Consider the following 18,906-nt stretch of genomic DNA (forward strand, 5'->3'; position numbering starts at 1 on the left):
TTGACGGTAGGACTGTTAAATGCAGTCGGTCACCGATAGATAAAGGGAGGATATTTGAATGAAGATCGTAGTCGCACCGGATTCTTTCAAGGGTGGTATGACGGCCAAAGAAGCAGCGGATGCCATTGAAACTGGAATTCAACCTATTTTTCCAGACGCTGAGATTGTGAAAGTCCCCATGGCGGATGGCGGTGAAGGTACCGTTCAGTCACTGGTTGATGCAACGGATGGGCAACTGATCCACGAAACGGTAACGGGGCCTTTAGGCACATCAGTTGATGGGGTCTATGGCATATTAGGGGACGGTCAAACGGCGGTCATTGAAATGGCTGCAGCGAGTGGTATTCAGTACGTTGATGAGCACACCCATAACCCATTGATTACGACAACTTACGGCACTGGCGAACTGATGATTGCCGCTTTGAACCGTGGCGTAACGCAACTGATTCTTGGTATCGGTGGGAGTGCCACGAATGATGGTGGTGCCGGGATGGCCCAAGCGTTAGGCGTTCAGCTACTAGATGCGACTGGAACCGAATTAGCACCAGGGGGTGGGGCGTTAGATCAGTTAACGCGCATTGACCTTAGCCAAGTCGATCCACGAATTGCAGACACCCAAATCTTAATTGCATCTGACGTAACGAACCCGTTAGTTGGGCCAGATGGGGCGTCTGCCGTATTTGGACCGCAAAAGGGCGCAACTTCGGCCATGGTTGTTCAATTGGACGCTAACTTAACCCACTATGCTGCTGTAATTCAAGAAACGTTGGGCATTGATCTGGCAACTTATCCAGGTGCTGGGGCAGCGGGGGGCCTTGGCGCTGGGCTACTTGCCTTTACGAAGTCTGAGATGCGCAAAGGCATTGAAATCGTTATCGAATACGCCGGGTTAAAGGAAAAAGCACAGGGTGCTGATTTAGTCTTTACCGGTGAAGGTGGCATCGATTTTCAGACCAAATTCGGTAAAACGCCATACGGGGTCGCTCAAGCAACCAAAGCTGTTGCACCAAACGCACCCGTTGTCGTTGTTGCTGGGAACGTTGGCCAGGGAATCGAATCACTATATGAGGATAACGTGATTGATGCCGTGTTCTCAATTGTGCCTGGGGTGACGACGTTGGCGGATGCACTCGCTAATGGTCCCCAAAATCTTAGTCGAACGGCGGAGAACGTTGCGCGATTGATTGCGAAATTAAAATAGAAATTGTGTAGGAAGTAGTTAGCGCGGATGCTGGCTACTTTTTTAGTTGTTGTAGGTTGGATTAATCGCTTATTTGACGAGAACCTGTTACACTTAAGTTAATTAAATTGTGTGCAATTGAATATTACTTGAAAAATCAAGGAGTTGGTAAAAATGAACGAAACGGATGCCGAATTAAGACAACGACTATCAAAAACGGCCTATGAAGTTACACAACACGCAGCAACAGAAGCCCCGTATACCGGTGAATATGATCAGTTTAATGAACCCGGAATCTATGTTGACGTTGTCAGCGGCGAACCATTATTTAGTTCGTTAGATAAATACGATGCTGGTTGTGGTTGGCCATCCTTCACGAAGCCCATTCAGCCCGCTGCGGTTACCGAACAACTGGATCAATCACATGGGATGCTTCGGCAGGAAGTTCGCTCTAATCAGGCCAATTCGCATCTAGGTCACGTCTTTTCGGATGGGCCTAAAGCTACTGGTGGCCAGCGATATTGCATGAATTCGGCCGCTATGCGGTTTGTGCCGGTGGCTGAGCTTCAGTCGTCTGGATATGGTCAGTATTTAGAATTGTTTGATGGCTCAGAAACTGAAAGATAAACGGCTTTTTAGTGCTAGACGGTTGCAAAAGCACTTCAACTAACGAATAATGGGAGTTGTAAATCATTATTGAGGAGTTGTTGGTGTTGTACAAAAAGACCATTATTGCATCCTGGATTACCGCAGTCTGTTTGTGTTTGGTATCATTATTATCAGCAATCAGTAAGCAAAACCTGTCGTACCACGTCGCAATCAACGTTGTGAGTTACTTAGGTGTCTATGCTATTGCAACGTATCTATCTAGAGGTAATTCAACAGAAAAAATCGTGTTAACGTTCGTGAACATTCTGGGTGCCGGGATGTTGCTGTCGTTAACGTACGTCGCATTTTTAAAGTATGCGGGTATCATGCGCGTTATCATGATGTTAATTGGCATCGTTGGTTCAGTAAGCGGCTTATTAGCAATCTGGTTTAATAACAAGTTTGAGAAGCCATCGGAAACTGAGTCTGAAAAATAACCGAGAGCAAGTTAGTCGATTAACGGTAAATAAATAAAGCGTATTTAAAACACTGATGTTGAAATCGGTGTTTTTTATTTTGGATTTGAAGAAATCGTGATGAGGTGTGTATTTTTAATCTGAATCACTACTTTGAATAATATATATTATGTAAAGTAGAAGAAAGAATCAGTTTATTGGCTTAAATTGAACTTCCCTTTCTTAGTCTTGTTGATGTTGTTTGCATTGAATTTATAGTTAACGATTTATGCAGCTACATCTAGATGTTTAATTTAATTAATTGGTAATCAATTAACTACGAGTTCGAGTCTGATCAGTTTAAGTGAGTTCATGTTGAAGTTTTTAATTAGCAACTATTCTTCAACCAAGACCCCAAAGTTCTTAATCAGCATAAATTGCTAGTTATTGCTGATTGATTACCGTTTTTGCCGTCTGATCGAATTATCGTCAAAAATTGCTCAATCGCAGTTGGATTCTCCGTCATCAGTTGATCAGTTACCCGTCAATTAATCTGAAATGAGCTTAGAATGCGTTTTAGAGGTAGCTAATGCTTTAAACGTTGATATACCGGTGTTTTGCTGGCCTTAATGATCGTATTTGTTTCGATTGGGTAGTTTTCAATGCTGATTTGATGTATATAACTGGATTCGGATAGTTGCTAACGTTATAACTGTTTAGTGAGTCTATCAAGTTAGTGCTGGAGACGTTCTATTGAAATGCGAAATAATTTGAGATGACTGTAGTTATCGGCGCCGCTTATTCAATCGAAAGTTAACGACGATTTTAACGCTTAACGCTTAGCGGTTGCTAGTTCGAAGTTGAGTTGCAGCTTGAATCATTGTTGATTGTCGATAAAAGAATTATTAATGCAACCACATTCACGTTGTTTGTTAACTATCAAGGTATATGATTAGTACGCCTTATTCCACGGTATCATGCACTTAGATGCGATCGGATATTCATAAGCGTAGTTTAAATCAATTTATGATGACAATTGCGGCTTATCAGTTCAGTTAAAACCATATTTCACGTCTATAGTTGGTTTAATAGTTTCTAAGTTAATCGTCGGTAATCTTGATGATAAGTCGTATGAATTAAACTCCCCTCATAGCTAAAAGCTGCTTCGGGGGAGTTATTTTGACGCGAGGGGGTCTAATACTCATCATTTAAATAGTAAACTTAATAAAACCTCTATTTTATTGATTATTGATTAATGAACACACCCATTTTAATGTTGCACAGTTACTTTGATGATAACTACTGCGCGATTGTCTGATTTATAACGAAAGTAACCAGTTGAACCGACTTTACGGATTTGGAACGTATGTTCTTTCTTTGAGAACGCCCTTTTGCTAAACTTAACTTAATCAGTTAATGCGTGCTCCCTATTAAGTTTATTTCGAAAGGATGATTCCCGTGCCCCGGAAACAACCAGTGCCGCCAAAACCCTTCCCCGTCCACCCTAATCGCCGAACCTTGGTCAAACAACACCTCAATCGAATCCTAGGTGACCTCCCCATTTCCCCTTTATTATCATTGTGCAAACAACACCAAATTGAAGTTCCTGCACACGCAACCAAGCACCTGTTAACAGAGCACCTCGCCACCTACTTTCAACGGCATGCGGTTTCGGAACTGGTAGATGTGGTCACCCAGTATCTAGATGCGTCTGTGGCTGATTTAAAAACGCTTTTTGAACGCTTAACGGCTACTCAACGTGCAAGCTTAGTCGCTGGTGGCTACCTCACCATTAGTCGGACTGCCGAAGTGACGGCGTATGGCAAAGTTTTAATGGTGCCTTACTATGATTACTTTGACTATTTAAATTTATTGGCTCATCAGGCACAAATTCCAGACGCAATCGCCTATGGCCGGTACTTTCGCTTAAAGTCAGCTACCCATCAGGAAAAACAGCGATTGGCGACAGAACGTGAACGTCAACGCCGACAGCTTCATCGAGAACAACAGGCCGAATTTCGAGCAGCGTATAAACTCGCACAAGCTCATCTGGGTGAACCGGGAACGTTAGCGTATCTATTATTGAATCTGGCGTTTTGGACGCACCACATTAACCATTTAGCTAAATTAGACCAGCAAGTCGATTATTATCGCTATAAAGATCTGGCATTACGATTACTTTTTAGATACCGGGACACTGAGTTTGTCTCTGTAGGTGTCTATACGCCTGACCAGCCCGATAAACGTAAATTAACGCTTTGTTCCCACCATTTTGATGAGTATCGTGAGTATTACCGTGATTGGGGTGATTCGGTCATGACTTATTATGCAACGAATCAGGCAGTCGTTAATCAGTGTCCAGGCTGTGAGCTACAGGTTGTGCCAGACTATTACACCCTTTATTTTTTTGAGATTAACAATGAAAAGCTTCGATATGGTTTTCACGTGCCTTATCGAAAAGCATTAACGGCATTTGGTGATCGAACCAATTATCCGTCTGTTGATCACTCAGACGAAAACCAAGAAGGCCCATATCGTTTTGGGCGAGCAATCACCAAAGACGAATTAGCGGTGCTGGGCAACCCAACTGAGATTGTTAACCAATTTGAACAAGCCTACAACGATTTATTGCAATTTGAACCTCCTAACCACTAAAAAGCCCTTACATCACAATATTTAGCCACGCCCCCTTTCTTTTTGGAATCAAATCAGTATACTAACTATGGTATACGAAATTGTGAGACGCATTTGATTTAGAAAGCTGGGGATATTGGACGATGCGGGATTTGACTCAAGGGAAACCGTTGACGTTAATTTTAATGTTTACGATGCCGCTCTTTATTGGTAATTTGTTTCAACAACTATATAACTTTTCGGACGTGCTGATCGTGGGTCAGACGCTCGGGGTGAAACCACTTGCGGCAGTGGGTTCGACGAGTAGTTTAAACTTTTTGATTATTGGGTGTGCCAATGGGTTAACGGCCGGTTTTTCAATTGTTACGGCACAGCGCTGGGGTGCCAAGGATTATAAGGGCATTCGGCAAAGCTTCGCAACGAGTATTATTTTTAGTTTGTTAGTCACCATTGTGCTAACCGCGCTAAGCTTAATTTTTCTAGATCCAATCATGAACCTGATGAGTACCCCGGCTAGCATTTACGCTGATGCAAAGCGGTTTATTTCGGTTATTTTTACCGGTATTTTTGCGTCTGTCGCCTTTAACATGCTCTCAAATGAAATTCGAGCACTGGGTGATTCACGGACGCCGCTGTACTTTTTAATTATTGGGACCGTGGTCAACGTTATTTTAGAGCTATTGTTCATTATTAAATTTCATTGGGGCGTTGCCGGTGCCGGCTGGGCTACTGTGCTCTCACAGGTGTTTGCGAGTGCGCTGTGTGTGATTTATATTGCTAAGCGGGTGCCAGTGCTCCACTTTGGCCTTGAAGATTTAAAACGGGTTAAAGCGGAGTTTACGAACCATGCCCGGTATGGCTTACCCATGGCGTTTCAAACATCAATTATTGCGATCGGTTCGATTGTGCTCCAATCAGCTCTAAACAGTTTGGGTGAACACGCCGTTGCAGCAACAACGGCTGCTTCTAAGATCGATCAATTAGCGATTTTACCAATGATGTCGTTTGGCATCACCATGGCGACTTATACGGCGCAAAACATTGGAGCTGCGAAGTTTGAACGCATCATTAAGGGTGTTCGCCAAGCGTTAACGGCTTCAATTAGCTTTAGCGTTTTAGTCGGGGTCTTGATTATCGTGTTTGGTCAACAACTCGTTATGTTATTTATCGGTCACCAGGATATGCGGGCTTTGGCGTTGAGTCAGACCTACTTTAACGTGGTGGGTAGCTCCTATTGGATTTTAGCAATTCTATTTATTGTGCGGTATACCCTTCAAGGATTGGGTCAAAGTTTAGTCCCGACTTTAGCGGGCGTGGCCGAACTGGTCATGCGGTCGTTTGCGGCAATTGTTTTAGCCCGTTACTTCCAGTACTTTGGGGCGTGTCTCGCTAGCCCATTAGCTTGGTTGGGGTCAACACTTGTCTTGATCAGCTCCTACGTAGCAGCGATCAAGTTACTGCATAAGATGCAGCGGATGCAGGAACAAGTACTCGAATCAGCGGATCCGGACCAGCAAAGTAGTTTTATCAAAACAATTGAAGAAACTTATCGGGTAACGGTTAACCGGCGGAGTTTTGAACGTGATTTAAACAACTAACCTTAACCTAAAATGCGACTAGTAAGTCCGGAATCATCGGAATTTGCTAGTCGCATTTTTTACATATTGCTTATTCACTTAATTTTTGCCAGTCAATGGCCCGACCATGGGTGTACATCTTGCGGTCACGCTCACTGACTTCTCGAAGAACCTTGCAGGGATTACCCACTGCAACCACGTTATCGGGCAAGTCTTTTGTGACAACGCTTCCCGCCCCCACGACCACGTTATCGCCAAGGGTGATGCCCGGCAAGATAATCACGCCAGCGCCTAACCAACAATTTGTACCGATGTGGACGGGTAAATTATATTGATACTCCTTTTCACGCAGTTCAGGGAGAATCGGATGTCCAGCCGTTGCAATCGTCACGTTGGGGCCAATCATAGTATGATCACCAATATAAATGTGCGTGTCATCGACTGCAGTAAAGTTAAAGTTGGCATAGATATGATTACCGAAGTGAACGTGATGCCCACCCCAGTTGGCGTGAAATGGTGGTTCGATATAACAACCTTCGCCAATGTCACCAAATAATTCTTTTAGCAGAGATTGACGTCGATCCAATTCGGTTGGGCGAGTTTGATTAAAATCGTAGAGTAAATCCAGATAGTGATTCTGTTGCTTCAAAATCTCGGGATCGGATGGCAGGTATAGATCCCCGTTATGTTGTGCATCCGTCATAGTTGTGTGCCTCCAATGGGTAATTAAGCTCATTATACCAAACTATGTAAGCGGTTTATAAAAATCAATGCAATTAAATTACTCATAAACGCTAACAGGCCGCCATCAACGATAATTAGGATCGTTGATGGCGGCCTGTTAGATAAGCAAATTAAGCTTTCAATTGATTTAACGTTTCAAAATCAGCGTCGGATAAGGTAATTTCCTGTGCAGCAATATTTTGAACAACATGGTCAGTAGAAGCCGTACCAGGAATTGGTAGGATAACGTCTGAGCGTTTGAGTAACCAAGCTAACGCGATTTGAGCGGGACTAGCATTGTATTTAGCCGCAATGGTGGATAAGGTATCCCCTTCGGTTAACTGCCCTGTTGCCAGTGGGAACCACGGAATAAAGGCGATATGGTTAGCATCCGCATAGTTGAGGACGTCTTCATCCGCCCGGTCAATTAAATTGTAGCGGTTTTGAACGGAAACGATTGGCGTGATCTTTTGAGCCGCCTTGAGTTCGTCAACGCTGACCTGACTTAGCCCAATATGCTTGATTTTGCCCTCTTGTTGCATCTTAGCCAGTTCACCGACCTGATCTTCAATTGAGAAGTTAGGATCGATTCGGTGCAGCTGTAATAGGTCGAGGTGGTCTAAGCCAAGCGTCCATAAGTTAAGTTCAACTTGTTGGCGCAGGTAAGCTGGATTACCAAGTTCAGTCCAAATGTTTGGCCCTTGGCGAGTAAAACCGACTTTCGTTGCCACCATCACGTGACTATCAGGCCGGGCTTGAAGCGCTTGTTTAAGATACTCGTTAGCAAATAGTGGCCCATAAGCATCCGCTGTATCGACAAAGTTGACGCCGTGGTCGATAGCGGTCGTGATGACGTCTACCGCATTTTGCGCATCGGTCGATGGTCCCCAGACGCCTTTGCCTGGGAGTTGCATGGTCCCGTAGCCCAAACGGTTAACGGTGAGGTCATTGTCAAATTTGAAAGTTGTTGCCATAGTGTGTCGCCTGCTTTCTAGTTAATGGGATTAGTTTAAAACTTAGAGTATGGTCTAAGTCAAATAGTTTGTTTTGCGGCGTGATCAAAAAAGCTCACTCAACTTAATAAGAGTCAGCTTTTAAAATTTGGGGTTATCGTTGTGTCCGTGTTTCAACGGGTTCCCACAACCCCCAAGCTACCAGCAATTCCTTCAACCGCACCAATCCCGCCGTTAGTTTTGGCATCGGCTCAGAAGCCAACGAGATTCGCAAATAAGTCTGCGCTGGTCGCGGTCCAACTAAGAACCGGTCGGAGTGAAAGACACTGATGCCCATATCTCGAAAACGCTGTTCAAGCGCATCCCCAGATAAGCCACAATCGTTAATCGGTAGCCAGCGGAATAAGCCAAGAGTTGCGGGCGCTGGTTCGTGAAAGACTTGGTCAAATTGCTGATTGGCGAGTTTGACGAGCCGTTGCTTTTGGCCAATCATCTGGTAGGCTACGCCGGAGAGCAAGGCCTGCGTGATTACCTCAACGTCTAACGCACTGGTTTTAACGTTAATGTTGAACAGCGCGCGTTGAAGCGCCTGTTGATACCGTTCGCCCGCAACTAAGTACGCGACTCGCAAGCCAGATGATAGCGGCTTAGACATACTGCAGACGTATAGGGCTTGCTCGGGAACTAGTTGGCTAAGTTTGGGTAACGATTTTGCCTGATTGATGGTCATGAAGCTTTGATAGTCGTCTTCGATGAGAATCAGTTGATACTGACGAATAATCTCAGCTAACTGTCGTCGACGTGCCTCTGTGTACGTCAAACCTCGTGGATTGCTGAAATCAGGAATCAGATAGATGCCCTTGATGGTCTGAGTTGCACAAATTTCTGCTAACGCATCCGCCGATAGTCCCTCACTGTCGCTGGCAACGGGAACCAACTGCAAATGGTGCATTTTAGCAACTTCAATCAGATTGGTGTACGTAAATGAATCAACAGCCAACCGGTCACCGGGTTCAAATAACCCAAAAATGATCAACGCCAACGCATTTTGGCCACCAGAAGTCACCACTAACTGGTCGAGTGACGCAGAAACGCCAACCCGCTTTAAATAAGTTAGGGCGACGCGTTTATGGGTCAACGTGCCAGTTGGTTCCGCATACGTCAGCAAACGGGCTAAATGCGCCTCGTGGAGCACCTGTTGCGTGACTTTCTCCATCAGCTGGTTAGTTGACTCAAAGGATGCCAAAAAGCCCAGTTCAGTTAACTCCGGTTGCCGGTTTAGTGAGATGGTGACCTTGGCACTGGCATTTTGTGCGATGAAGGTTCCCTTACCCGTAATGCCGTACGTGAGGCCCTGTTCTTGGCTGAGTTTGTAGACTCGGGTAATGGTGGTGAAGTTTAAATCAAGGTAGTCGGCCAATTCTCTTTGGGAAGGCAGCTTGGTTCCCGGCAATAACGTGCCGTTATTGATCGCGTCGACTAACTGCTTCAGCAATGCGCGATAAACGGGGCGACTCAGCTGACTACGATCCGGCTGCCAGGTTAAGGGATAGTCTTCAAATGAGTTAATCGGCATCTAAATCACTACTTTTCGTTTCGGTATGGGTTGCGGTGATCAGCGTGATCACTTGGTTTAATGAGACCTGAAAACTGGTTTCGGCTGGTACGGATGACCGTTGAAATAACCCCCACAGTTCGTTTTGAACGTAGCCAAAGATAAACGCCCGAAACAAGCGTGAATCGTTTAGGATTTCCGTCTCGTCTTGCGAAAACGGTGCTACCAGTCGTTTGAGGAGGCCGATTAAGTCTTTCAGGTGCTCATAAGCATCCGACTGGTGCTGATAATCAACGCCACCAAACGCTAACCGGGTCATTTCCGGCTGGGCTAGTAACAACTGGTAAAGTTGCTCACCAAAGATGCGCAGGGCATCTTTACCAGCCACCCCTGCAAGTTCGGTCTTGATCTTAGCGGTGATGCCGTCTAAGAAATCAACGATCAGCTCCGCGCGAAGGGCTTCCTTACTTTTAAAATACGCATACATGGCTTGCGGCTTAACCCCAAGCGCATCCGCGACCCGGCTGAAACTGAGTTGCTCTGCACCGGATCGATTGATCATGTCAGTTGCGACCGCTTTAATTTTAGTCGCAGATAAATTTCGTTTTTGGACCATTCTGCTCACTCACTTGCTTTTTGTAGGTAATAAGCCTATTATTACCATTTGTAAATTAAATTTACAATAGTTAATTTAAGAAAAGGCTTACATTTATTTTTTGTGATACCAGCCATTATTTAAACTGATTGAGTTGCCCCGTACGCTGCTTTCCTAGGGCGTATTTGTGTGCGGTTTGATCTGATAAAAGTAAGTGAGTTAAGTATAAGGAGAGAGACAGAACCATGGATGAAGCACATCGAGAAAAAAGCCCCTGGAAACGAAATTTAACGATTCTCTGGGGGTGTACGTTTATTGCCGGGATCGCGTTTAGTGAGATCATGCCCTTTATGTCGTTGTACGTCAGCGAATTAGGTCATTTTACAAAAGCGCAAGTTTCCTTTTATAGTGGTCTGGTTTATGCGGCAACGTTCCTGGTGACCGCAATTGTATCACCACTCTGGGGTGCTTTGGCTGATCGAAAAGGCCGTAAGATCATGTTGATCCGGGCGTCATTTGGGATGGCCGTTGCCATGTTTTTAATGGGCTTAGTGTCAAATGTTTGGCAATTACTGGCACTGCGGGCATTACAAGGCCTCTTTTCGGGTTATATTTCCAATGCACAAGCGCTGATTGCGTCACAGACGCCGCGAAACCATAGTGGCCAAGCTCTAGGGACCCTAGTTACCGGTTCCACTTCCGGGATGCTGATGGGCCCGATTATCGGTGGGACGTTGGCGGAACTCTTTTCGATTCGCGACACCTTCTTTATTACGGCAACGTTGTTGGTGATTGCCGGCATCTTGTCTGCGACCCTCGTAACGGAATACTTCGTGCCAGTTAAGCGCGACAAAGCGGCGACTAGTCAGGGCCACATGCTAGGTGGGCTGTTGAGCCAGTTTAAGAATCCTCGGTTGATTATCGTCCTGCTGTTTTCGACGATGTTTGTTCAACTGGGGAACACCTCGATTGCCCCAATCATCAGTTTGTACGTCAAACAGTTGATGCACAATGCCGGTCCCGTGGCGTTCGTTGCTGGAATCATTGCTGCGCTACCCGGGATCTCAAACATCATGGCTGCCCCACGACTGGGTGCTTACGGGGACTCCAACGGCTCTAGTAAGGTGCTGATGGTCGGGTACTTATTTGCGATGATCATGTACATTCCCCAGGGCTTTGTCACCAGCATCTGGGTCTTGGGCTTCCTACGCTTTATGATTGGGATTTCAGATGGCGCACTCTTCCCAACGATTCAGACGTTGTTAACTAAGAATTCGCCAGTGACAGCAACTTCAGCGATCTTTAGCTGGAATCAATCCTTCCAAGCATTAGGCAACATGTTTGGTTCCCTACTTGGCGGGTCGTTAGCCGGTTTGTTCGGCTACAACGTCGTGTTCATCTCAACCGCGGCATTACTGATGGTCAACTTCTTGATGTTGTGGATCACACAACCAGCCCTTCGAATTAAATTGCACCGGGCTTAATCAAATGACGTTAGATATGAACGGCGCTTAAATGAGGCCAACTTCACTCATCAGGTGAGGTTGGTCTTTTTTTGAACAATTAAGCTTAATTGGTTCGCGTTGCATCAGAAGTGAACGTTGTTGCGCCCCTTGGATTTAACTCGTTTTTTAGTAGCTCACTTAACTTCTGGAGCAAGGATGCTTGGTGGTGCTAAAGACGGTTTCTCATGCTTAAATAGTCACCCTAATCACCATCTAATTATAATCCATACAATTTTAACATTGATTGTATGCTTAAGTCCCGGTAAACTGGATTTTAGATTAAAAATTGAGGTGATTGGATGAAACCAGTAATTGCGCCGGCTTTCAAAGCGGCCTTTCCCCAAACTGTGCCGATTATGACCGGGTTTTTATTTTTGGGGCTTACATATGGGATTTACATGCACGAAGGTGGGTTTAGCTTTTGGTACCCCTGTCTGATGGCGTTGACGATTTATGCTGGTTCAGTGGAGTTTGTGATTGCGAGCTTGCTACTGCAGCCGTTTGATCCGTGGAGTGCGCTGTTGTTGACGTTGGTGATCAATGCGCGACACCTGTTTTACGGGATTTCAATGCTGGATCGTTATCGAGGATTGGGTTGGAAAAAGTTTTACATTATTTTTGGCATGTGTGACGAATCGTTTGCCATCAACTATGCTACCAAGCCGGCCAAGGATATTGACCATGGCTGGTACATGTTTTTCGTGACCTTGTTGAATCAGTGTTACTGGGTCGCAGGCGCCACGCTTGGCGGCGTGTTAGGCGGTTTGATCACCATGAAGCTTCCCGGATTAGGTTTTGTGATGACCGCTCTGTTTATCGTGCTCTTCTTGAATCAATTTTTGGCTGAAAAGAATCATACTAGTGCCTACATGGGCTTGGGACTGTCCATCATTGCGCTGATTATTGTGGGTAAAACCTACTTTATTCCGGTAACCATGGTATTGCTGATCATCGGGTTTACCATTGATTACCGACGGAAAGGAGCGACTGCGCGTGACGTTGACTGAACAAGTGCTCACCATTGCGGCGGCGGTCGTGGGGACCATGATCACCCGCTTTTTACCGTTTTTGGTCTTTCCGAGCAATAAACCAACCCCCGTTTACATTCAACAATTGGGGCGCTTTTTACCACCAGCGATTTTGGCGATACTGGTGATTTACTGTTACAAGGCAGTGCCGGATTTACCCTGGGCCCAAATCTGGCCACAATTATTGGCTGGTGCCGCAACGGTTGCTGTGCACCTTTGGAAACGTAATCTGTTCTTGTCGATTGCGACGGGGACGTTGTTGTATATGGGACTATTGCAGATCCTATAAGCTAAAAATAGGGCAAGTTACGCATAAAGGAATGCGTGATTTGCCCTATTTTTTAGTATTGAAATGCAAGAATATTTAATTCAAGTTGTTTGGTTTTGTATTACCCCCGTATAAAATGAGACTAATTAGAATTAATATACTCATTATGAATTAATTTTCATAAACACGAGTTGCCTTTTTAGATAAATTAATGATGTTAAAACGTTATTATTGACCGTATAACGACATGATGGGATAATATTGATTGAGGTGATTGACATGGAAATGACGTTGAAACAGGTGTTAAATCAACAGGGAATTGTAGATCAAAGTGCAACTCAGTTAGCTCAAAAAACGAAGTTACCTAGAACGACAATTGTGGGTGCTCTTGATCGCCCGATTGGCAATTCTAGCTTTAAAGTCATTGCTAAAATTTTAAAATTAAATCAGATTTCTTTGGATGTCGTAAATGACGCTTATTTGGCCGATTATGATAAAGCCCCGTCACAAGTTGAAAGTGACTTTTTAAACCAAACTGATTTAAGCACCCTAACGATTATGGGGATTCAGTTTAGCACGAAAGAAAATTTCTGGAACACTCGTGACAGTATTATTAACAGCATCTACGAAGGCTATCAACCTACTAAAAAAGATGTTGAAGATGCGTACCAGCATTTAGAACAAGGCGTGTCAGCAGATGAAGTTGTCGCTAATATTATTGCTGAATTTAAGGAATCCTGATGAGTTGGATAACGGATACACTTCAGGATAACGGTACGTTAATTAATAAGCTAAACATTACGAATGCACATCGTTTATTTGTGGCTGAATCCAGAATTTCTCAGGTTAGATATCAAGAGATAATTAACCACCCCATTAACATTAAAGATATTGAGTCGCTCAAGGTGATTCATTATAGATTGTTTGGGGATATCTATTCTTGGGCGGGTAAGTTTAGAACCGGTAATTTCCATAAAAATAGTACTGAATTTTTCCCGGTATCTCGGTTTAATTATGCTATTGAAGACTTGAACACCCAAATTAGTCACTTTAACCAGCAATCATATCATTCAACAGAAACACAATTGTATGATTTAGCGCAGCTATTACTGGATATTAACATGTTTCATCCGTTTCGCGAAGGAAATGGACGCGCACAGCGACTTTTTATTACACTGATTGCTGAACAAAATGGGATGACACTGCATTTGAAAAAAAGTAGTCCCGCCTATGATAGTTATATGCAGGCTGCGGTTGCGGATGATTTAGAAATGATGGTTGAGGCGTTAACTAAGTCAATTGCGAATGATAGTTGATAGTGAGAAATACCTGACCAAACATTCTTTAGATGACGTTATTCCCATCAAATAAAGGCAACTGCTGCAAATAATCAATATCTTCTCGATCAGCTGCCTCACCTTCTGCCAAAATCGCCAATTGCCGAATCACTGTTGCCCCGGCGGATGTTACTAATTGTTTAGCCGTCTCGACAGACCCACCAGAGCTGATGACATCGTCAACGATGATAACCCGTTTTCCCCTGATCAATTGGGCATCCGTCCCGTCTAACACTAGTTTTTGCGGCGTACTCGTTGTGATTGCCTCAACCGGTCGTTCAATCGGTTGTTGCATGTAATCTTTAACCGACTTGCGTAGTACGATATAGCGGTTATGATGCGTTAACCAACTCAGTTCTTGAGCTAGCGGAATCCCCTTGCTTTCCATAGTAACGAGGTAGTCAAAGGACACGTTAGCTAATTTCTTAGCCAATTCATTGGCTGCATAGTGCGTTAGCTCCGCGTCACCAAGTAGGACGAATGACGCAATGGTTAAATTAGGTGTCAGTTGGATCAGGGGTAAGTTTCGGGTGATGGGACCGAGGTTAAGTTGATAGGTTTGGGTCATATTGAACTCCTTTATGAAATGAGCTTTGATTGACTTAAAGTTCGTCATTTACTTCTAATTATACTTCTTTTTTAGTTATTCGTTAATAATCACACTAAATTAAGAACAATTATGTAAAAATGTTATTTATAGTACAGGACTATACACCTAAAATAAATCATTTATAAAAAGCGTGCCCCTCACAAAACTCAAATTGAGCTCTGTGAGGGGCAAGTTTTTTATGATTAAGATGATGCTTTCTGGGTTGATTGCTACAAAATCGGCGACAACAATCTCGAAAAGGCCTGCTTAAACCGCAACCAACGTGACATCTCACGGAAGTCCTGCGGCGTCACTAAGGTACTCTTTTCGATATCGGTTTCAAAAATCGTGCGTAACTGTGACGCAACTTTGAAGTCGTAAACGAAAGCGTTGGCTTCGAAATTTAGTTTGAAACTACGGAAGTCCATGTTGGCTGAGCCGACACTGGAAATCGCATCGTCGATCACCATTGTTTTGGCGTGCAAAAAACCGTTTTGGTAGAAGTAGATCTTCGCCCCATCTTCCGCTAATAAGCGCGCATAGTACTGCGTTGCTCGGTAGACGAAGGCGTGGTCTGGCATGTGTGGCACCATGATGCGCACATCGACACCGGAGTGAATGGCACTGCGCAGTGCGTTAAGCACACTATCATCTGGAATCAGGTATGGCGTTTGAATGTATAGCCGTTGTCGGGCGCTATTGATCATCCGCAAGTAACCGAGTTTAACCTGTTCCAAATCATCATCAGGCCCACTGGCGACCACCTGCATCATGGTTTTTCCTAACCCGTTATTGCCCTTAGGAAAGTGGGTTTGGTTAATGTCCATCTTGAGCTTTGGATCGGTAGTGGTCGCGTCCCAATCGCGGATGAACTGTTGTTGCAGCGCCAAAACGCCGTCGCCTTCGACCTTCAAATGCGTATCGCGCCAGTAGCCGAACTTTTTATCCCGGCCAACGTACTGATCACCAATGTTGAAGCCGCCAATGTAGCCGGTCCAGCCATCGATTGCCACGATTTTACGGTGATTTCGGAAGTTGAGTCGGAAATCTAGCCAGTTAGAGTGAATGCCCAAGAAGGGTTCAGCCAGTCCGCCAGCTTCTCGTAGCGGTTCGAAAAAGTCGCGCTTGGTGCCCATGGAGCCCCATGAATCGTACAGTACCCGTACTTCAACGCCCTCGCGTGCCTTTTCAATCAGTGGCGCCAGCATTTCACGACCAAGTTCATCGCCGTAAAAGGTGTAGAACTCAACGTAAACGTTATGCTGCGCCTGTCGAATCTCCTGCCGAATGTCGGCGAATAACTTTTGCCCATCCGTAAAGAGCTCAGATTGGTTATTGGTGGTCACAAATGCGTGGTCAATGTTTTGAAACAGGTTGATCATGTTTTTGACCGATGCTTCACGGTGGGTATCATCTGCCGTTGCCGGTGGCAATAGTTCCTGTTGCCGGGCTAGAGTCTCAGTTAGCTCAGCGTTTGGCTGAACCTGAATCTTTCGTAATTGCCGGTGGGTGAGCTTTCGACCGAAAAAGGCGTAGAGTAAAAACCCAATGATCGGCAGTAAGTTTAAAACTAGCAACCACGCCCAAGTTGCTGCGATGTCGCGTTTTTCCCGAAAGACGGTGATTACCGCCGCAATCACGTTTAAAACGAAAATAACGGTAATGATCGTGTTAACAAGTGTCCAAGTCATAGTGAATCGTCCCCCAAATTAAGCATGCTTTTACGGTAGCGCAAAATTGAGGTGGTGTATAGAGGGAAATGTGGATTTTGACAATGAAATGAACTAGTTTATTTCGTATTATGGTAACTAATTAGTTGTGATTACAGCGTCACTTGTATATACTCTAGATATACCATAAAAATTTGGAGGCGGTACGATGACAATCAAAAGTCGAAAAGTTGGTAATTCAATCGTGTTAACCGTTCCTGACGGTTTTAAACTACCCGTTGGCATTGATTTCGAGCCAAGTATTGATGATCATGGTAATTTGATCTATAAACGAGTATCTTCAGAGACACTTGAACCGACGGATGTTGAAAATATTCACGAGTTTATGGATCGATTCCAGCCACTGATGGAGAAGCTAAAAGATCAATGACAATCAGATATTTAACCCAGGCCGAGCTTATCGAAATTAACAAGTATGCCGTTCAACAAGTCGGTGGTATCACTTTCGGTGTCCAATCGAAAGCGGCACTACAAGTGATCGTAAACCAACCACAGCAAGTCGTTTTTGGTCATGAACTTTATCCGACTATTTGGTTAAAAGCGGCGTTTATCTTACAAAAGATTACGAAAAAACACGTTTTTATTGATGGTAATAAAAGAACTGCAATTCAGTCTGCACTGTATTTTTTGATGATTAATGGTCACCAAGTGAAGGATGACCGGGTCGTTAATAGCGCCGATCAATTTATGCTGTCAGTCACCAATTCACCTGACAGTGAAGATACAATGTTAATGATTGCCAAATGGTTAGCGATGGTTTGCGAGTAATACTTGCACCCCATGGTCGTTTCTGATACAGTATCCCTAACGTATCTGATAGCCACGGACTAGCGCCGGGGTCATGTTACTAGCGGGGACACCACTAGGCGAGAACGCCTGGTTGAGTGTCCCCTTTTTGGTGTTTTCCAGGCGTTAATTGATTGCCGGGAAAGGATTTATAAATAAATGCAAAAAGCTAAAATGAAAAAAATGGTGCCGTTTTCGGTAGCCATAGTCTTGATTGCGATGAATCTACGGATGGCGATTATTAGCGTGCCGCCCCTTACGACTAAATTACTGGGCGTTGGGATCAATTCGACCACGATTGGCTTGTTGACCACGATTCCGTTACTTTGCTTTGGTGGCTTTTCGGCGTTGATTGGTGTGCTGGTTCCCCGAATTGGGGCCAGTCGATTAGTTGCTATTAGTTTAGCGGTGTTAGCCGTTGCTAACTGGGTGCGGGTGCTTAATCAACCACTACTATTAATTGGGACGGCGTTCGTTGGTTTATCGATCACGGCGTTAAATGTGCTACTACCGGTAATTATTTTGGAAAATCGACCGCAGGAAACCGGGCGGCTTAATGGCTTGTACACATCGACCTTTAACGTTTGTGCTGCCATTGCCAGCATGCTGGTCGTTCCCGCTGCAACCTTGTGGGGCTGGCAAGTCACGATGCAGTGGTTATCAGTTCCAGCGGTGCTCGGGTTAGTGAGTTGGTGGTTAACACCTAAGCAATCAGGCACTCGTCATTTAGTTCACCAGTCGAAGGCGACCTTTGATTGGCAACTCTTAAAACAACCAGCCGTCTGGTTACTAGCGCTCTTTTTTGGTGGTCAATCGTTGGTGTTCTACACGGTTTCGGCTTGGTTACCCAGCATTTTGACGGCGCATCAGTTAACGCCAACTACTGCTGGTATTAGCCAAGGCCTGTTTCAGTTGATTGGCGTGCCGGCAGCGTACTTGTTGCCTCAACTTCGGCAGGATCGGCAAAGCTTGATGCGCGTGATGGTCATGCTCTTAATGGGTTATGTATTGGGAATTGGCGGCCTTCTCGTTGGTGGCCAGTCAGTGATTATCCTAGAGCTGGCGACAGTTATTCTGGGCATCACAACTACCGCAATTTTCTCGCTGGCGTTAAGTCTGGTGACGTTGGTGGCCCAAACGGCCGTGAATGCTGGCATTATCGGCGGGGTTGTGCAGTCGATTGGGTACCTATTGGCAAGTATCGGACCAAGTTTGTTGGGGCAGTTAAAAATGCAGACTCAAAGCTGGAACATTGTGCTACTCGTTTTGATGCTGATTTCGGCAATCGTTATTTTGATTGGCTTCGGTCTTACCCATCGACTACCAACGCAAAATGCAGCCAATTAAATTAAATGCCCCACTTTTCTGAAAATTCGGTACAATAGTGACTAATTGAATTGTTG

19 protein-coding genes are annotated in these 18,906 nt (G+C 44.7%); 13 read left to right on the forward strand and 6 right to left on the reverse strand.

Translation table 11 applies throughout. From position 1 onward, the window contains the following. Positions 1-58 precede the first annotated feature (58 nt). From ACYVR3_RS06655 to ACYVR3_RS06675, 5 genes are all read left to right on the forward strand, one after another. Positions 59-1,201, forward strand: coding sequence for a glycerate kinase (locus ACYVR3_RS06655; protein WP_461243579.1), 1,143 nt, complete (start codon positions 59-61; stop codon positions 1,199-1,201). A gap of 153 nt (positions 1,202-1,354) precedes the next feature. Then, on the forward strand, positions 1,355-1,807 hold the full coding sequence (gene msrB / locus ACYVR3_RS06660) for a peptide-methionine (R)-S-oxide reductase MsrB (protein WP_461243580.1): 453 nt from the start codon (positions 1,355-1,357) through the stop codon (positions 1,805-1,807). 86 nt (positions 1,808-1,893) lie between these two features. Further along, positions 1,894-2,265: a hypothetical protein gene (locus ACYVR3_RS06665; RefSeq protein WP_461243581.1), complete on the forward strand. Its 372-nt coding sequence runs from the start codon at positions 1,894-1,896 to the stop codon at positions 2,263-2,265. 1,416 nt (positions 2,266-3,681) lie between these two features. Beyond that, complete coding sequence (locus ACYVR3_RS06670; RefSeq protein ID WP_461243582.1) at positions 3,682-4,878, forward strand: hypothetical protein; 1,197 nt, start codon at positions 3,682-3,684, stop codon at positions 4,876-4,878. A 122-nt stretch (positions 4,879-5,000) separates the two neighbouring features. Next, a complete protein-coding gene (locus ACYVR3_RS06675; RefSeq protein WP_461243583.1) occupies positions 5,001-6,455 on the forward strand; it encodes an MATE family efflux transporter in 1,455 nt (484 codons plus the stop codon). Positions 6,456-6,525: 70 nt separating this feature from the next. Here ACYVR3_RS06675 and ACYVR3_RS06680 read toward each other — a convergent pair whose 3' ends face one another. From ACYVR3_RS06680 to ACYVR3_RS06695, 4 genes are all read right to left on the reverse strand, one after another. Continuing rightward, positions 6,526-7,137 carry a sugar O-acetyltransferase gene (locus tag ACYVR3_RS06680; RefSeq protein ID WP_461243584.1) on the reverse strand — a complete coding sequence of 204 codons (612 nt, stop codon included), beginning with the start codon at positions 7,135-7,137 and terminating at the stop codon, positions 6,526-6,528. Positions 7,138-7,288: 151 nt separating this feature from the next. After that, positions 7,289-8,131 carry an aldo/keto reductase gene (locus ACYVR3_RS06685; protein WP_461243585.1) on the reverse strand — a complete coding sequence of 281 codons (843 nt, stop codon included), beginning with the start codon at positions 8,129-8,131 and terminating at the stop codon, positions 7,289-7,291. A 133-nt stretch (positions 8,132-8,264) separates the two neighbouring features. Then, positions 8,265-9,686, reverse strand: a complete 1,422-nt coding sequence (locus ACYVR3_RS06690; protein WP_461243586.1) for an aminotransferase-like domain-containing protein — start codon at positions 9,684-9,686, stop codon at positions 8,265-8,267. After that, positions 9,676-10,281 (reverse strand): TetR/AcrR family transcriptional regulator, encoded by a 606-nt coding sequence (locus ACYVR3_RS06695; protein WP_461243587.1) that lies wholly within the window; start codon positions 10,279-10,281, stop codon positions 9,676-9,678. Before ACYVR3_RS06695 ends, ACYVR3_RS06690 begins: the two co-directional genes overlap by 11 nt. A 224-nt stretch (positions 10,282-10,505) precedes the next feature. On the opposite strand from ACYVR3_RS06695, the gene ACYVR3_RS06700 reads away from it, so the two are divergent. The 5 genes from ACYVR3_RS06700 to ACYVR3_RS06720 all read left to right on the forward strand — a co-directional run bounded on the left by ACYVR3_RS06700 (position 10,506) and on the right by ACYVR3_RS06720 (position 14,377). After that, entirely contained in the window at positions 10,506-11,744 is a 1,239-nt protein-coding gene (locus ACYVR3_RS06700; protein ID WP_057152287.1) for an MFS transporter, read from the forward strand. A gap of 320 nt (positions 11,745-12,064) precedes the next feature. Beyond that, positions 12,065-12,772 (forward strand): AzlC family ABC transporter permease, encoded by a 708-nt coding sequence (locus ACYVR3_RS06705; protein ID WP_461243588.1) that lies wholly within the window; start codon positions 12,065-12,067, stop codon positions 12,770-12,772. Beyond that, on the forward strand, positions 12,759-13,082 hold the full coding sequence (locus ACYVR3_RS06710; protein ID WP_461243589.1) for a branched-chain amino acid transporter permease: 324 nt from the start codon (positions 12,759-12,761) through the stop codon (positions 13,080-13,082). The genes ACYVR3_RS06705 and ACYVR3_RS06710 overlap by 14 nt, the downstream gene beginning before the upstream one ends. 258 nt (positions 13,083-13,340) lie before the next feature. Next, positions 13,341-13,802, forward strand: coding sequence for a winged helix-turn-helix domain-containing protein (locus ACYVR3_RS06715; RefSeq protein WP_461243590.1), 462 nt, complete (start codon positions 13,341-13,343; stop codon positions 13,800-13,802). Further along, positions 13,802-14,377, forward strand: coding sequence for a Fic/DOC family protein (locus ACYVR3_RS06720; protein WP_461243591.1), 576 nt, complete (start codon positions 13,802-13,804; stop codon positions 14,375-14,377). Before ACYVR3_RS06715 ends, ACYVR3_RS06720 begins: the two co-directional genes overlap by 1 nt. 28 nt (positions 14,378-14,405) lie before the next feature. Here ACYVR3_RS06720 and ACYVR3_RS06725 read toward each other — a convergent pair whose 3' ends face one another. Both ACYVR3_RS06725 and cls read right to left on the reverse strand, forming a co-directional pair. Further along, a complete protein-coding gene (locus ACYVR3_RS06725; protein ID WP_461243592.1) occupies positions 14,406-14,966 on the reverse strand; it encodes a phosphoribosyltransferase family protein in 561 nt (186 codons plus the stop codon). Between the two features lie 251 nt (positions 14,967-15,217). Continuing rightward, the gene (gene cls / locus ACYVR3_RS06730; RefSeq protein WP_461243593.1) at positions 15,218-16,678 is read right to left on the reverse strand and encodes a cardiolipin synthase; all 1,461 of its coding nucleotides are present in this window, start codon (positions 16,676-16,678) and stop codon (positions 15,218-15,220) included. A 187-nt stretch (positions 16,679-16,865) separates the two neighbouring features. On the opposite strand from cls, the gene ACYVR3_RS06735 reads away from it, so the two are divergent. The 3 genes from ACYVR3_RS06735 (at position 16,866) to ACYVR3_RS06745 (ending at position 18,850) form a co-directional block, all read left to right on the forward strand. Further along, complete coding sequence (locus ACYVR3_RS06735) at positions 16,866-17,087, forward strand: hypothetical protein (protein ID WP_461243594.1); 222 nt, start codon at positions 16,866-16,868, stop codon at positions 17,085-17,087. Beyond that, positions 17,084-17,485, forward strand: a complete 402-nt coding sequence (locus ACYVR3_RS06740) for a type II toxin-antitoxin system death-on-curing family toxin (protein ID WP_461243595.1) — start codon at positions 17,084-17,086, stop codon at positions 17,483-17,485. The genes ACYVR3_RS06735 and ACYVR3_RS06740 overlap by 4 nt, the downstream gene beginning before the upstream one ends. A gap of 177 nt (positions 17,486-17,662) precedes the next feature. Next, on the forward strand, positions 17,663-18,850 hold the full coding sequence (locus ACYVR3_RS06745) for an MFS transporter (protein ID WP_300563175.1): 1,188 nt from the start codon (positions 17,663-17,665) through the stop codon (positions 18,848-18,850). The last annotated feature ends 56 nt before the right edge of the window (positions 18,851-18,906 follow it).

Source organism: Secundilactobacillus muriivasis (assembly GCF_054785195.1).

Bases quoted from the DNA above. Each gene is read 5' to 3' on its own strand.
- ACYVR3_RS06655 (WP_461243579.1), top strand. From the start codon at position 59: ATGAAGATCGTAGTCGCACCGGATTCTTTCAAGGGTGGTATGACGGCC.
- msrB (WP_461243580.1), top strand. From the start codon at position 1,355: ATGAACGAAACGGATGCCGAATTAAGACAACGACTATCAAAAACGGCC.
- ACYVR3_RS06675 (WP_461243583.1), top strand. From the start codon at position 5,001: ATGCGGGATTTGACTCAAGGGAAACCGTTGACGTTAATTTTAATGTTT.
- ACYVR3_RS06680 (WP_461243584.1), bottom strand. From the start codon at position 7,137: ATGACGGATGCACAACATAACGGGGATCTATACCTGCCATCCGATCCC.
- ACYVR3_RS06685 (WP_461243585.1), bottom strand. From the start codon at position 8,131: ATGGCAACAACTTTCAAATTTGACAATGACCTCACCGTTAACCGTTTG.
- ACYVR3_RS06690 (WP_461243586.1), bottom strand. From the start codon at position 9,686: ATGCCGATTAACTCATTTGAAGACTATCCCTTAACCTGGCAGCCGGAT.
- ACYVR3_RS06695 (WP_461243587.1), bottom strand. From the start codon at position 10,281: ATGGTCCAAAAACGAAATTTATCTGCGACTAAAATTAAAGCGGTCGCA.
- ACYVR3_RS06700 (WP_057152287.1), top strand. From the start codon at position 10,506: ATGGATGAAGCACATCGAGAAAAAAGCCCCTGGAAACGAAATTTAACG.
- ACYVR3_RS06705 (WP_461243588.1), top strand. From the start codon at position 12,065: ATGAAACCAGTAATTGCGCCGGCTTTCAAAGCGGCCTTTCCCCAAACT.
- ACYVR3_RS06715 (WP_461243590.1), top strand. From the start codon at position 13,341: ATGGAAATGACGTTGAAACAGGTGTTAAATCAACAGGGAATTGTAGAT.
- ACYVR3_RS06720 (WP_461243591.1), top strand. From the start codon at position 13,802: ATGAGTTGGATAACGGATACACTTCAGGATAACGGTACGTTAATTAAT.
- ACYVR3_RS06725 (WP_461243592.1), bottom strand. From the start codon at position 14,966: ATGACCCAAACCTATCAACTTAACCTCGGTCCCATCACCCGAAACTTA.
- cls (WP_461243593.1), bottom strand. From the start codon at position 16,678: ATGACTTGGACACTTGTTAACACGATCATTACCGTTATTTTCGTTTTA.
- ACYVR3_RS06735 (WP_461243594.1), top strand. From the start codon at position 16,866: ATGACAATCAAAAGTCGAAAAGTTGGTAATTCAATCGTGTTAACCGTT.
- ACYVR3_RS06740 (WP_461243595.1), top strand. From the start codon at position 17,084: ATGACAATCAGATATTTAACCCAGGCCGAGCTTATCGAAATTAACAAG.
- ACYVR3_RS06745 (WP_300563175.1), top strand. From the start codon at position 17,663: ATGCAAAAAGCTAAAATGAAAAAAATGGTGCCGTTTTCGGTAGCCATA.